Raw genomic sequence first — 14,896 nt, 5'->3', positions numbered from 1 at the left:
CCGCTGCCTGCCCCTCACGCCCGGGGCCTCTGTTCTTGATGCTTAGAAAGTCACGTTCAGGCCCAGGATCAGCGACTTGGCCAGCGGCAGTCCGCCGTAGTCCACGCCCGAGGTGAAGGTGCTGCCGTTGTCGGTGTTCACCGCGTCGGGGTTGTAGCCGCCGTAGTACTTGTCGTGGCCAAACCAGTTTTCGGCCGTCACGTACAGGCGGGCGCCCTGCGCCACGCGCTTGCTCACGATGCGCCCCAGGTCGTAGCCGAGGGTGATGTTGCGCACGCGGTAGTAGTCGGAGGAGTACAGCCAGTCGGTGTTCTTGATGAAGCCGAACTTGGCGTTGGCCTTGCCCTTGACGCCGTTGCCGGGGTCTTCGGGGCTGCGCCACCGGTCGCGTACGTGGCCCAGGGCGTTTTCCTGGTAGCCCACCGAGGTGCGGTCGATGGCCCGGCCCAGCATGGAGTAGATGTAGCCGCCGTTCTGGCCTTGCACCAGGAAGCTCAGGTCGAAGCCTTTGTACTTCAAGGTGTTGGTAATACCCCAGGTGTACTTGGGGTTGGGCTGGCCCACCACCTGCCGGTCGAAGGCGTCGATTTTGCCGTCGGGCCGGCCGTTCGGGCCGGAGAAGTCCTCGTAGCGCGGGTCGCCGGCCGACTGGTTGCCGAACAGGGCCGCGCCGCCGTCGATGTCGGCCTGCGTCAGAATGCCCTGCTGCTTCACCACGTAGATGCTGTACATCGGCAGGCCCACCTGCAGCACGTTGCTGGGCAGGTCCGTCACCGAGGCCACCTCAATGGTCGCGTCGCCGGGGCCGAGGTGCTTTACCTCGTTCTGGTTGTGGGAGAAGTTGATGGAGGTCGTCCAGCTCAGGGCGTTGTTCAGGTTGTGGGTGGTCAGCTCCACTTCCCAGCCGCGGTTCTCCACCTCGCCGATGTTCACCAAGTTCGTGGCGAAGCCCGAGGCGAGGTTGATGGGCACGTTCAGCAGCAGGTCCTTGCTGGTTTTGGTGTAGTAGTCGAACGAGGCGTAGATGCGGTTCTTGAGCAGGCCCGCATCGAAGCCGAAGTCGATGGTGCGGTTCTTTTCCCACTGCAGCAGCGGGTTTTCCACCCGGTTCGGGGCCTGGCCCGTGGCCAGCGCGCCGCCGAAGGCGTAGTTGTTGAAGCCGAGCGTGGCGATGCTGTTGTAGTCGCCGATGGAGTTGTTGCCGGAGAGGCCGATGCTGGCGCGCAGCTTCAGGTCGCTCAGGCCGGGTACGTTCTGCATGAACGGCTCCTGCGAGATGCGCCAGCCCACCGAAGCGGCCGGGAACACGCCCCACTGGTTTTCCTGGCCGAAGCGCGAGGAGCCGTCGCGGCGGATGCTGGTGCTCAGCAGGTACTTGCCCTGGTAGCTGTACTGCAGGCGGCCGAAATACGAAATCAGCACGTTCTTCGACTCGGTCGTGTTGTTGGCGCCCGTGCCGTTGATGTTGGTGGCCGCGTTCAGCGTGGTCACCGTGTTGTTGATGAAGCCGCCCGAGGCGCCGAGGCGCACGTTGTCGATTTTCGACGTGTTGTAGGCGTAGCCCGCCAGCACCGTGAAGTCGTGGTTGTCGGCAATGACCTTGCTATAGGTCAGCGTGTTCTCGTTCACGAACGTCTGGCGGCGGAAACCGCTGTACGAGCCCGAGGCCAGCGAGGTGGGCAGCGTGCGCGTCGGCGGCGCGTACGACTTGGCCGTCACGTCGTTGTTGTCCAGGTTCAGCGTGGTGCGGAAGCGCAGGTCCTTGATGATTTCGTACTCGGCGAAGACGGTGCTCAGCGTGCGGAACGACTTGGTTTCGCCGATGGCGTTTTCCATCACGCGCACCGGGCTGGCCGTCGACACGCCCCAGCGGTAGGCTTCGTTTTTGCCGTAGGCGGTGTTCACGCCCGCCGTGTCTTCCACCACCGGCGTCATCGACACGAGCTGGTGCAGGCGGTTGTCCTTGCCCTCGATGCCCGGGTCCTTCGTGACGGAGTACGAAGGCGTCATGTTCACCCCGAACTTCAGCTTGTCGGAGGCCTTCACCTCCACGTTGGCGCGGGCCGAGTAGCGCTTGTAGCCCAGGCCCACCATCATGCCCTCTTGGTTGGTGTAGTTGCCCGAGATGTAGTAGTTCACGTTGTTGGCGGCGCCGCTGGCGGCCACCTGGTAGCTCTGGGTCTGGCCGGTGCGGAAGGCCTCGTCCTGCCAGTCCACGTACTGCAGGCCCGGGTGGCCCGGAATCAGCCACCGGTCGTCGATGAGCAGCGAGTTGTTGATGGCCGTCGGGGCCAGGTTCAGGATGCGGCGGCGGTCGGCCGTCGTCTGGTTGGCGGTGCGGCCCGGGCCCGAGGCCACCCAGTTGGCGTTGATCATCTCAATGGCGCGCTCCGTCCACTCGTCGCCGCTGAGCAGGTCGAGCTTTTTGGCCGCGCGCGAGATGCCCGCGTAGGTATTGAAGGTGATTTGCGGCTTGCCGGTCTTGCCCTTCTTGGTGGTGATAATCACCACGCCGTTGGCCGCGCGCGAGCCGTAGATGGCGGCCGCGGCCGCGTCCTTGAGCACCTGAATGCTCTCGATGTCGTTGGGGTTGATGTTGTCCAGCGGGCTGCCGTTGGCGAAGCGGCCGCCGCCGTTCTGGCTCACGTTATCGAGCGGAAAGCCGTCGAGCACGTACAGCGGCTCGTTGCCGGCCGAGATGGAGCCCGCCCCGCGCACCTGCACCGAGAAGCCCCGGCCGGGCACGCCCGTGTTTTGCTTTACCTGCACGCCGGCCAGCTGGCCCACCAGCGCCTGGTCCACGCGGGCCAGGGGCCGCTCTTCCAGCTTCTCGGCGTTGAAGGTGGCAATGGCGCCGGTCACGTCGGCCTTCTTCTGGGTGCCGTAGCCCACCACCACTACTTCTTCCAGCGCCTTGGTGTCTTCCTGCAGCGTGATGGTAAACGTCTGGGCACCCGAGAACTGGCGCTCCACCGTCTGAAAACCCACGAAGCTGAAGACCAGCGTGCCGGCCGTTTCGGGCACCGACAGCGCAAACGAGCCGTCGACGCCGGTGGTCATGCCGCGCGAGGTGCCTTTCAGCGCCACCGTCACGCCGGGCAGGCCTTCGCCTTTGGCCGAAACGACCTTACCCGTGAGCTGCCATTCGGCCGGGGTAATAACCGTGGCGTGGGCCTCCTGCACGGGCGCCAGGCCCGGCACGGCCAGCAGCAGCAGCGACAAGGCTGCCTGCGGCTGATACCGTTGCCATGCGTAAAACTTTTTCATGGTGTGTGTCGTGGGAAGAAGAGTGGGGAAGACGTCCGATTCGGAAGCCAAACTATTTCCACGGCGCACCGAAACTGTCCTGTAGAGTACTGTTTGGTGCGTGGGCACTCACTTTTTTCCGGAAGCCGGAGGTACTTTTCGGTGCTTTGCCCGCGCCGTCGGCCCTGGCACAGGCCCGGCATTCAGCCCGCTGAACATAGCCAAAAGTAAATTTTTGCCGGGCGGCCTCGGCAGGCAGGAGAGTACCCGAAAGCACCATCCCTTTTCGGCCCACTCAGCCTCCCTCCTGCCGCGGCCGCAGGGCTTCTCAGGCCCGGGCTTGCGCGGCCGCCTGGCACTGCCAGGGCCCGTCCGGCCGCCAACCGCACGCGCCGCCCACGGAGCAGCCGCGGGAGTGGGCCGGGCGGCGTGGCACGACGGCGTGAAAGGCGCAACCAGCCCGGCCGGCGGCAGCGGCGCCAATGCCCGCCACTTGGGTCCTGCTCCGCCCGCGCCGGGCGCGGCCCCGACTGCCCCAAAACAAAGGAGGTCAGCCGGGGCGGGCTGACCTCTTTTGCTTCACTCACTCAGGGTGTTCGGCGCATGTACTGTCATTCGACGGCCCGGAGGGCCTACTGCTGAGCGACCAACGACTGCGCGGGCGCGTTGGTGGTGGTACGGGCCTGTGGGCGAGCGGTTTCGGCAGCTTGCGCTGCGTCCGCCGAATCCTGCGAGCCAAGGTAGTTGCCGTAGCCGACAATCACCGTGGACAAGACCACCGCCAGGATACCCAGCGACACGGTCCGCATGGTGGGCCGGTTGGCCCCCCGCCACTCGTGGAGGTACAGCCCCCAGAGCGAACTGAAGGTAATAATAAAAGCCATATGTAGTGTCCACCCCGAAAAACGATAGTCGCCGAGCTTGGTGTCGCCCATGCCGTAGAAGAAGAACTGCAGGTACCAAGTGAGGCCGGCCAGGGCGCAAAAGAAGATATTGCGGGCCACGGGCGCGGTCATGTTGGTGTAATCCGAGAACGTTTTATTTTTAAAGTTCAGGTACAGGCACCACAGCCCGTTGGTGGTCAGGCCGCCGAGCAGGATGACCACCAGAATGGCGTTGTTCTTATAGAGCGGGTCGGCGCCGTGCTGCACGGCCAGGTCGGCAATGCCCTGCCCGGCTTCCAGGCCAAACGACATGCAGGCGCTCATGATGCCCGAAAACACGGCCACCATCAGACCCTTGCGCAGGTCAAACTCGGCAATGGTGGCTTTCTTCTGGTCGTCGGTCAGCGACCTTTCCTTCATCATGCCGGCCACGCCGCACACCAGAATGCCCGCCACGCACACCACCAGCCCCATCAGAATCATGCGGCCCGAGGGCGTGCCCAGCAGCTGGCCAAACTCACTTTTCCAGAGCGGGGGCACCACCGTGCCGAACACGGCGCACAGGCCCAGCGTGACGGCCATGCCCAGCGACAGGCCCAGGTAGCGCATGGCCAGCCCGAAGGTGAGGCCGCCGAAGCCCCAGAGCACGCCCCAGATGTACACCCAGAACAGGTCGGAGCTGCTGGCCTCGCGCAGCACTCCCAGCAGGTCGGGCACGGTGAGCGAGCCGAGCACCAGCGGGGCAATCAGCCACGAGACGATACCGCCTACGAGCCAGTAGCTTTCCCAGGCCCAGCCTTTCACTTTCTTGTAGGGCAGGTAGAAGCTTCCCGAAGCAAAGCCCCCCAGCGCGTGCAGTATTACTCCCCAGATGACAGCCATATGCGTGTTGTGGTTTTAAACAAATCTGCCCCGTAGCAGGCGCCCAACTCTCCTGCTCCCTCCTGAACACGAGTAAATGCTTACTCACCCGGCCAGGCCCGCCCGCCGATGCGCACATTTTTTTGGGCGCGAGCAGGAGAGTGCAGGATGTGGGGGCCGGCAGCGGCGGCGTACTTTGTCGAAAGCTAAAGTCTCTACCGTTTCCCTGCGACATCAACCAAGGCGTAATATGGAAAAAACGCTCACCTTTCAGCACGTCAGCTACCTGTGGGACGACGCCCGGGCGGCCGAGCTTGCCGGCGACGAAGTTGCCCTGTTCCTGTACCGCTCGAACCTGCTGGGCGCCGATTTGCGCCTGACCAACTACGCCGGCGGCAACACTTCCTGCAAAATCACCGCCACGGACCCCGTCACCGGGCAGCCCGCCGAGGTGATGTGGGTGAAGGGCTCGGGCGGCGACATCGGCACGCTGACCAAGGCCGGCTGCGCCAACCTCTACGTGGAGAAGCTGCACGCCCTGAAGCAGCGCTACCGTGGCCTGCAGTTCGAAGACGAGATGGTGGCCCTGTTCGACCACTGCCTGTTCGACCCGAAGTGCGCCGCACCCAGCATCGATACGCCGCTGCACGGGCTGCTGCCCTTTAAGCACATCGACCACCTGCACCCCGACGCGCTCATCGCCATTGCGGCCAGCAAGGACGGCGAGCGGATCATGCGCGAAATCTGGGGCGACACCATGGCTTGGCTGCCCTGGCAGCGGCCGGGCTTCGACCTGGGCCTGAAGCTGGAGGAAACGGTAAAAAACAACCCCGGCCTGCGCGGCGTCATCCTCGGCGGCCACGGCCTCTTCACCTGGGGCGACACGAGCTACGACTCGTATATCAACACGCTGGAAGTCATTGAGCAGGCCGCGGCCTACCTCGAGGCCCACTACGGCCAGAAGCGCCCGGTATTCGGCGGCACCAAACTGCAGAACGGCCCCGACGCGGCCACCCGCCGCCGCCACGCCGCCACGGTGATGCCCACGCTGCGCGGCCTGGCCTCGGGCCACCGCCGCATGCTCGGCCACTTCACCGACGATGCCCGCGTGCTCGAGTTCGTCAACTCGCACGATTTGCCGCGCCTGGCGCGCCTGGGCACCTCCTGCCCCGACCACTTCCTGCGCACCAAGATCCGCCCGCTGGTGCTCGACCCGGCCCAGATGCACCAGCCGCTGCCCGCGGTGAAGGAGTACCTGCAGGAGCAGTTTGAGGCCTACCGCCAGGACTATACCGCCTACTACGAGCGCAGCAAACACGCCAACTCGCCCGCCCGCCGCGACCCGAACCCGGTGGTGATTCTGTGGCCCGGCGTGGGCATGTTTGCCTTCGCCAAGGACAAGCAGACCGCCCGCGTGGCCGCGGAGTTCTACACCAACGCCATCAACGTGATGAAGGGCGCCGAGGCCGTATCGGAGTACCAGGGCCTGCCCGAGCAGGAGGCGTTTGACATCGAATACTGGCTGCTCGAAGAAGCCAAGCTGCAGCGCATGCCCAAGCCCAAGTCGCTGTCCGGCCAAGTGGCCTTCGTGACGGGCGGCACCGGCGGCATCGGCAAGGCCATCTGCGAGGTATTGCTGCAAAATGGCGCCTGCGTGGTAGCCGCTGACCGCGACCGGCTGGAAGAAACCCAGCAGGAGCTGCGCCAGCACTACGGCAAGGACAACGCCCTAACCGCGCCCATCGACGTGACCAGCGCCGAGGGCATCGGCGAGGCGCTGCGCCAGGGCATCCTGCAGTTCGGCGGCGTCGATATCGTGGTGAACTGCGCCGGCCTCTCGATCAGCAAGCCGCTGGCTGAAACCACGCAGGCCGATTGGGACATCCTGAACGACGTGCTCGTGAAGGGCCAGTTCCTGGTGACGCAGCAGGCCGTGGAAACCCTGCGCCAGCAGCAGCTCGGCGGCGACGTGGTGAACATAGCCAGCAAGAACGGGCTGGTGGCTGGCCCCAACAACGTGGCCTACGGCACGGCCAAAGCCGCCCAGCTGCACATGTCGCGCCTGCTGGCGGCCGAGCTCGGCCCGGATAAAATCCGCGTCAACACCGTCAATCCCGACGCCGTGCTGCGCGGCAGCAAGATCTGGGAAGGCGACTGGGCCGCCGGCCGCGCCAAGGCCTACGGCGTGTCGGTAGAAGACCTGCCAGCTCACTACGCCAAGCGCACCCTGCTGGGCGAGGAAGTGCTGGCCGAGGACATTGCCAAGGCGGTGCTCGTGTTCGTCGACGGCTCGCTGAGCAAGTCCACCGGCAACGTGCTCAACGTGGACGGCGGCGTGGCCATGGCTTTCGTGCGCTAATCGCCACCTGGGGAACCAGCGCAATTCCTTGTTGCGCAAGAGAGAAAATAAATAAGCCGGCTCGCTGAGCCGGCTTATTTATTTTTTTTGGAGTGGCTCTATTTTTTCTTTACTGAACAATTATATTTTATCGTTTCAATTATTCCATTCTGACAACGTTCCCGGCATCGTTTGCGCAAATAATTAAGCCTTTGGCTTCTTGGAGTCCGCCGAATTTGCTAAGTTTTGTCTGTCGCTGACCTCCTTCCACCCGGGTCGCCCAGCTCTGCGCCACCCCTGCACTGTCCCGGCAGTGCGGGCGCGCCAGCTGCCCCGGCCGCTCCGCGCCCGGCTGGCTCGAGCCCCCACCTCTTGCTCCTGCGCCTCTGGCATGTATAAGCTGCAGTTTAAGCCCTTTGACAAGACTCCAAAGTACAAGCAAATTGTGCAGTCGGTAATTACCGACATCGAGCGCGGCGTACTTAAGCGCGAAGACCAGCTGCCCTCCATCAGCGAGCTGAGCGCGGAGTACTACCTGGCGCGCGACACCGTGGAAAAGGCCTACCGCGAGCTGCGCGCCCGCGGCTTCATTACTTCGGTGCAGGGCAAAGGCTATTACGTGCAGGCCACCGACGCGAGCAAGCTAAAAATCCTGCTCGTGTTTAATAAATTAAGCTCCTATAAAAAAATTATTTATTACGCGTTTTTGAATGCGCTCGGCGACCGGGCATCCGTGGATTTACAAATTCACCATTACAGCGCCAGCTTATTCCAGGATATCATGGAAAAAAGCCTCGGCAAGTATAATCATTACGTCATCATGCCGCACTTTACCCAGGACCTGGATAAAGCTGACTACAAAACCATTCTGAACTCTATTCCGGCCGGAGAGCTGGTGCTGCTCGACAAGGATATTCCCGACCTGAAACACCCCTGCCTGAGCGTATTCCAGGATTTCGACAAGGACATTTTCGGGGCCTTGGAAGGCGTGCAGGATTTGCTGGCCAAGTACCACCGGCTGGTGCTGGTGCTGCCGAGCGTGGGCAACAACTACCCGGTGGAAATTGCCTGGGGCTTCCGCACCTTCTGCGCCAAAAACGGGAAGGAATTCGCCATCAAGGAGCACGCCATGAACGAGGTGCTGGAGGCCGGCACGGCCTACGTGGTGGTGGAAACCACCGACCTGGCCGAGCTCATCAAGAAGGTGCGCCAGACGCCCTTCCTGCTGGGCCGCGAAATCGGCATCCTCTCGTTCAATACCAGCACCCTGAAGGAGCTGCTGGGCATCACCGTCATTTCCACCGACTTCGAGGCTATGGGCCAGACCGCGGCCGAGCTGCTGCTGCAGGGTCGCCGCGAGAAGGTGAAGAACCCCTTCTACACCATCCGGCGCGGCTCGCTGTAGCGCGTCGGGCACACCCGACGCCAGCCGTCCTGCGGAGCGCCGACAACCGTTGGTTCGTTGGCACTTCGCAGGACGTTCTTGTTTGCGGAACCCTGGCCCATGGCCGGCACGGCCCCTTGCGCGCAACCTTTCTCTGCGCATTCGCACCGGTAGCAGGAGAGTTCAGAACAGTTCCGGCCGGCGGCGCCGCTACTTTGCTTACGCTTTGCCATGTCCCACCCGACGCGCGGTGACTACTCACTCAGCCCGCCGCGCCGTCGTTACTCCTTGCCCGACCATGATCGACGCCCAACGCATCCACGACCTCAATCAGCCGCTGCAGGACGAGCACCAGCTGCGCCTCGGTTTCCTCAGCGACCTGCTGGCCCGCCGCGGCCTCGACGCGCAGGCGGTTATTCAGCAGCTGGTGCGGTTTCAGGTGGCCATTCCGAGCTGGGCGCTGGGCACGGGCGGCACGCGCTTCGGGCGCTTTCCGCTGGGCGGCGAGCCGCGCAACCTGGAGGAAAAAATCCAGGACATCGGCGTGCTCAACCAGCTCAACGGCTCCTCCAACGCCATTTCGTTGCACATTCCCTGGGACATTCCCTCCGACGTGGCCGCCATTCAGCAGCGCCTGCAGCAGAGCGGGCTGGTGATTGACTCGGTCAACTCCAACACGTTCCAGGACCAGAAAGAGCAGGCGTATTCCTACAAGTTTGGCTCCCTGTGCCACACCGAGCAAGGGGTACGCGAGCAGGCCATTCAGCACAACATCGAGTGCGTGCGCTACGGCGAGCAGCTCGGCGCCAAAACGCACACCGTGTGGCTGGCCGACGGCTCCAACTTCCCCGGGCAGCAGCATTTCCGCCGCGCCTACCAGCGCACCCAGGAGTCGTTGGCGGCCATCTACGAGGCCCTGCCCTCCGACTGGACCATGCTCATCGAGTACAAGCCCTACGAGCCGAATTTTTACTCGATGATCATCCCCGACTGGGGCACTTCTTACTCCTTGTGCCAGCAGTTGGGCCAGCAGGCGCAGGTACTCGTGGATTTGGGCCACCACCTGCCCAACACCAACATCGAGCAGATCGTGGGCCGTTTGCTGCACTTCGGGCGCCTCGGCGGCTTCCACTTCAACGGCTCCATGTACGGCGACGACGACCTGACCACCGGCAGCATGAAGCCCTTCCAGCTCTTCCTCATCTTCAACGAGCTGGTGGACGGAACCCAGGACGCGGCCGTGCACAACCCGGCCGTGGCCTACATGATCGACGCGAGCCATAACACGAAAGACCCGCTGGAAGACCTGCTGCAGTCGGTCGACAACATCCTCGGCGCCTACGCCAAGGCCCTACTGGTGGACCGCGCCACCCTCGGCGAGCTGCAGCAGCAAAACGACGTGGTGCGCGCCGAGGAGCTGCTGCGCGACGCCTTCCTGACCGACGTGCGGCCCCTGGTGCAGGAGGCGTACCGCCAGGCCGGCGGCGCCCTCGAGCCCGTGGCGGCGTACCGCACGCAGCGCATTCGCGAACAACTTGTCCAGCAACGCGGCAAGCTCAGCCTGTCGACCGGCCTGTAAGCCAACTCGTATGAAAAAGACCATCTACGCCGTCTTCGACGTGGGCAAGACCAACAAGAAGGTCATCCTCTTCGACGAGGACCGGCAGATAATCGAGGAAAAGCAGCACGTGTGCGTGGAAACCGTCGACGACGACGGCTTCCCCTGCGAAAGCCTGGCCCGCCTGACCCAGTGGGTGCAGGACCACTGGCACGCGCTGCGCCAGAACCCGCACTACTCCGTGAAGGGCGTGAACTTCACGTCGTACGGGGCCAGCTTCGTGCATTTGGGCGCCAACGGCCAGGCCGTGCTCCCGCTTTACAACTACCTCAAGCCCCTGCCGGAGCAGTGGCTGGAGCGATTCTACGACGAGCTGGACCAGTCGCCGCAGGAGTTTGCGGCCGCTACCTGCTCGCCGCAGCTGGGCATGCTCAACTCGGGCCTGCAGCTGTACTGGCTGAAGCACGCCAAGCCGCAGCAGTTTTCGCGCATTCGCACCTCGCTGCACCTGCCGCAGTACCTCTCCTACCTCATCACAGGCGAGGCCTTCAGCGACTACACTTCCGTGGGCTGCCACACCGGCCTCTGGGACTTTCGCCAGAACCGCTACCACGACTGGGTGTACCGCGAGGGCATCGACGACAAGCTGGCGCCCCTGACCCAGGATTCAGTGGCCACCGTGGTCGACGGCATCCTGGTGGGCGTGGGCCTGCACGACTCCTCCGCGGCCGTGCTGCCCTACCTGCTGGAGTGCGCCGACCCGTTCCTGCTCGTCTCTACGGGCACCTGGGCCATCACGCTGAACCCCTTCAACGACCAGCCGCTCACGCCCGAGCTGCTGCGCCGCGACTGCCTGAGCTTCCTTTCGCCGAAGGGCCGCATGACCAAGGCCGCGCGCGTGTTCTTCGGCCGCGAGCACGACTACCAGGTACAGCGCATTGCCAACCACTTCCACGTCAAGCCCGACTTCTACCACAGCATCGTGCTGGCGCGGCCCTACGACGAGGCCTCGGAGCGCTTCCGGCCGTGGTGCATGGCCGGCACGGGCCCCTTCCCCGAGGCGCCGGTGCAGGAGTGGGACCTGTCGGCCTTCAAAACGGCTGGCGAGGCCTACCACCACCTCATCCACGGGCTGATGGACATTCTGACCGAGTCCATCAAGCTGGTGCACCAGGACGAGCGGATCATCTACGTCGACGGCGGTTTCGCCCGCAACCCGCTGTTTATGCAGGTGCTGAGCTGGAATTTTCCCCAGGCCGATATCCGCACCCTGGAGGTGCCGCAGGCCACCGCGCTGGGCGCCCTCACGCACCTGGAGCAGGGCGAAGCCTGGACCAAAACGCAGCTGTTGTTTACCTAAATTGGTTGTCAGTTGTCGGCTGTGAGTTGTCAGTCTGTTCTCTCGATTTGCCAGAACGAACTAACAACCGACAACCAACAACCGACAACTGCTTTCCCATGAAAGTAGGCCTGTTTATTCCGTGCTACGTCGACCAGTTTTACCCGCGGGTGGGCATTGCGACTTACCAACTGCTGGAAAAGCTGGGCGTGCGGGCTGATTTTCCGCTGCAGCAAACCTGCTGCGGGCAGCCCATGGCCAACACCGGCTGCGAGCAGGACGCCAAGCCGGTGTACCAGCACTTCGCGCGCACCTTCGCGGGCTGCGACTACGTGGTGGCGCCCTCGGGCAGCTGCGTGTACCACGTGCGCAAGCACTACGATGTGGTGGAGCAGACCGCCGCCGTGCAGCACGTGCGCCAGTCGACCTACGACCTGTTCGACTTCATCACCACGGTGCTGGGCGTGACGGAGCTGCCGGGCCGCTTTCCGCACCAAGTGGGGCTGCACCTGAGCTGCCACGGGCAGCGCGGGCTGCACCAGGCCAACGAATCGGAGATGACGCCGGTGCGCGACGGGCAGCTGAGCCGCCTGCTGCGCTCGGTGGACGGCCTGACGCTGACCGAGCTGACGCGCAACGACGAGTGCTGCGGCTTCGGCGGCACGTTTTGCATCACGGAGGAAGCCGTGTCGGCGCGCATGGGCCAGGACCGCGTGGCCGACCACGTGCGCAACGGTACGGAGGTGCTCACCGGCGGCGACATGTCGTGCCTGATGCACCTGGAGGGCATCGTGCGGCGCCGGCAGCTGCCCATGCGCGTCATGCACGCGGCCGAGATTCTGAACGAGGCGCTGCAACAGCCCAGCCCGTCGGTTTCGACTTTCGTGCCCGGCGCGGTGGCCGCGCTGTAACGCATAGTGGTAGTACGACTCTAACCGGAGGTCAGCGTAGCTAAAGCCGCACTACCACTATCGTTGAACGACAACCCCACGGCACCTCTGCCCCCACATCAGCAACGATAGTGGTGCTACGGCTTTGAATTGTAGCACCACTGCGCCCCACATCCATGAACCACCCCGAACGCGCCGCCGCCTTCACCCAGGACGCGGAGCGCACCACCTGGCACGACGAGACGCTCTGGTTTGTGCGCCAGAAGCGCGACAAGGCCGTGTACGCCATGCCCGAGTTTCAGCAGCTGCGCCAGCTGGCCTCCGACATCAAGGAACACACGCTCAGCCGCCTCGATGAGTACCTGGAACAGTTTGAGCGCAACGCGCAGGCCAACGGCGTAACGGTCCATTGGGCCGCCGACGCGGAGGAGCACAACCGCATCGTGCTCGGCATCATCCGGCAGGCCGGGGCCACGCGCATCGTCAAGAGCAAGTCCATGCTCACCGAGGAATGCCACCTCAACCCCTACCTGATCCGCCACGGCATCCAGACCATCGACACCGACCTGGGCGAGCGAATCGTGCAGTTGCGCGAGGAGGCCCCCAGCCACTTGGTGCTGCCCGCCATTCACCTGAAGAAAGAGGACGTGGGCGAAACGTTTCACCGGCACCTGGGCACGCCCAAGGGCGAAAAAGACCCGCAAAATCTCACCGAAGCCGCCCGGCTGCACCTGCGCGAGAAGTTTGTGACCGGCGAGGTGGCCATTACCGGCGTCAACTTCGCCGTGGCCGAAACCGGGGCCGTGGTGGTGTGCACCAACGAGGGCAACGCCGACCTGGGCGTGAACCTGGTCCGCGTGCACATTGCCTGCATGGGCCTGGAAAAGCTCATTCCGCGCACCGCCGATTTGGGCGTGTTCACCCGCCTGCTGGCCCGCAGCGCCACCGGGCAGCCCGTCACCACCTACACCTCGCACTTCACCCGGCCCGCAGCCGGGCGCGAGCTGCACATCGTCCTCGTCGACAACGGCCGCACGCGGCAGCTGGGCCGCCCCGACTTCCGCGCCTCGCTGAAATGCATCCGCTGCGGGGCGTGCATGAACACCTGCCCGGTGTACCGGCGCAGCGGCGGCCACAGCTACGACTTCACCGTGCCCGGGCCCATCGGTGCCATTCTCTCGCCCAACATCGACCTGCACAAGCACAGCTCCCTGCCCTTTGCCAGCACGCTCTGCGGCTCCTGCACCGACGTGTGCCCGGTCAAAATCGACATCCACACCCAGCTCTACAAGTGGCGGCAGATCATCGGTGCACAGGGCGAGCTACTGGCCGCCAAGAAGCTGGGCATGAAGCTCCTGAGCAGCGTGCTGGCCCGCCCGGCCATCTACCGCCTCGGCGGCAAAATCGCCCGCGAAGGCCTACGCCTGCTGCCCCACGGCCTCACCCACGCCACCGCCCTGAACCCCTGGGCCAAAGCCCGGGAGCTGCCCGAGCCGCCCCCCCAAAGCTTCCGCGACTGGTATCAGCAAACGGTGAAATAGTGCGTTGGTGATTTAGTGAATCGTCGTTCGATCATACGCTAAGTCACTAAACCACCAACGCGCTATTTCACCAACTCACTACATCACACATGTCCTCCCGCGAATCTATCCTGGCGGCCGTGCGGGCCAACCGCCCCGCTCCTACCCCGCTGCCTCCCGTGGCCGATTTTGGCGGCGAGGCCTCCGTGGCGCGCTTCACCGAGTGGCTGCACTTCATTGGTGGGCAGGTCATTCGCCTGGCGCCCGCGCAGCCGCTGGACGCGTCCGTGCGGCAGTTGTTTCCGGAGGCTGTGCGCGTGGCCTCCGCCCTGATGCCGGCCACCATCGCCGTCGACGCGCAGACCCCGACCGAAACCCTGGAAGCCGTGGACCTGGCCGTGCTGGCCGGCGAAATCGGGGTGGCCGAAAACGGGGCCGTGTGGGTGCCCGAGGCCAACATGCTGCACCGCGCCCTGCCCATGATTACCCAGCACCTGGCGCTGGTGCTCGACCACCGCCAGATCGTGGCCACCATGCACCAGGCTTACGCGGCCGTGCAGCACACGGGCGCGTACGGCGTGTTCATCGCCGGCCCGTCGAAAACGGCCGACATCGAGCAGTCGTTGGTCATCGGCGCCCACGGCGCCCGCAGCCTCGTGGTGCTGCTGCGGTAGCGGTTTGGGTCGGACGCAAACCGGTTGGCTTGCGACGCCCGTGAGTTCGCGTCGCCCCCACACTGGTCCGGATCGGTCCCCGAAAGGTTCGCCGGAAAGACGAACTGATTCGGATCGAACCCCAACTAGTTGGCCAAAAAGAGGAACCAGTTCGGGTCGGACCCGAACTGGTTCGGTTATAGGAGGAATTGGTTCGGGTTGG

The 14,896-nt window shown here is 64.2% G+C and carries 9 protein-coding genes; 7 read left to right on the top strand and 2 right to left on the bottom strand.

All coding sequences use genetic code 11. The features are described from left to right. Nucleotides 1-42: 42 nt before the first annotated feature. Together ACYVKQ_RS02710 and rhaT are read right to left on the bottom strand one after the other, a co-directional pair. Nucleotides 43-3,267 carry a SusC/RagA family TonB-linked outer membrane protein gene (locus tag ACYVKQ_RS02710; RefSeq protein WP_460575362.1) on the bottom strand — a complete coding sequence of 1,075 codons (3,225 nt, stop codon included), beginning with the start codon at nucleotides 3,265-3,267 and terminating at the stop codon, nucleotides 43-45. 611 nt (nucleotides 3,268-3,878) lie between these two features. Continuing rightward, the gene (rhaT, locus tag ACYVKQ_RS02705) at nucleotides 3,879-5,012 is read right to left on the bottom strand and encodes an L-rhamnose/proton symporter RhaT (protein ID WP_460575360.1); all 1,134 of its coding nucleotides are present in this window, start codon (nucleotides 5,010-5,012) and stop codon (nucleotides 3,879-3,881) included. A gap of 229 nt (nucleotides 5,013-5,241) precedes the next feature. Here rhaT and ACYVKQ_RS02700 point away from each other — a divergent pair, with 229 nt between their 5' ends. From ACYVKQ_RS02700 to ACYVKQ_RS02670, 7 genes are all read left to right on the top strand, one after another. Then, nucleotides 5,242-7,350, top strand: coding sequence for a bifunctional aldolase/short-chain dehydrogenase (locus tag ACYVKQ_RS02700; RefSeq protein WP_460575358.1), 2,109 nt, complete (start codon nucleotides 5,242-5,244; stop codon nucleotides 7,348-7,350). Nucleotides 7,351-7,720: 370 nt separating this feature from the next. Further along, the gene (locus tag ACYVKQ_RS02695; protein ID WP_460575356.1) at nucleotides 7,721-8,734 is read left to right on the top strand and encodes a GntR family transcriptional regulator; all 1,014 of its coding nucleotides are present in this window, start codon (nucleotides 7,721-7,723) and stop codon (nucleotides 8,732-8,734) included. 277 nt (nucleotides 8,735-9,011) lie between these two features. Further along, entirely contained in the window at nucleotides 9,012-10,292 is a 1,281-nt protein-coding gene (locus ACYVKQ_RS02690) for a TIM barrel protein (protein ID WP_460575354.1), read from the top strand. A 10-nt stretch (nucleotides 10,293-10,302) separates the two neighbouring features. Beyond that, on the top strand, nucleotides 10,303-11,631 hold the full coding sequence (locus ACYVKQ_RS02685; RefSeq protein ID WP_460575352.1) for an FGGY-family carbohydrate kinase: 1,329 nt from the start codon (nucleotides 10,303-10,305) through the stop codon (nucleotides 11,629-11,631). A gap of 98 nt (nucleotides 11,632-11,729) precedes the next feature. Continuing rightward, nucleotides 11,730-12,521, top strand: a complete 792-nt coding sequence (locus ACYVKQ_RS02680; protein ID WP_460575350.1) for a (Fe-S)-binding protein — start codon at nucleotides 11,730-11,732, stop codon at nucleotides 12,519-12,521. A 155-nt stretch (nucleotides 12,522-12,676) separates the two neighbouring features. After that, a complete protein-coding gene (locus ACYVKQ_RS02675) occupies nucleotides 12,677-14,041 on the top strand; it encodes a lactate utilization protein B (RefSeq protein WP_460575348.1) in 1,365 nt (454 codons plus the stop codon). A gap of 89 nt (nucleotides 14,042-14,130) precedes the next feature. Next, nucleotides 14,131-14,694, top strand: coding sequence for a LutC/YkgG family protein (locus tag ACYVKQ_RS02670; RefSeq protein WP_460575346.1), 564 nt, complete (start codon nucleotides 14,131-14,133; stop codon nucleotides 14,692-14,694). Nucleotides 14,695-14,896: the final 202 nt, after the last annotated feature.

Source organism: Hymenobacter coalescens (assembly GCF_054783195.1).
Note: the sequence above shows the minus strand (reverse complement) of the source record. Positions and strands in the feature narration are given on the sequence as shown.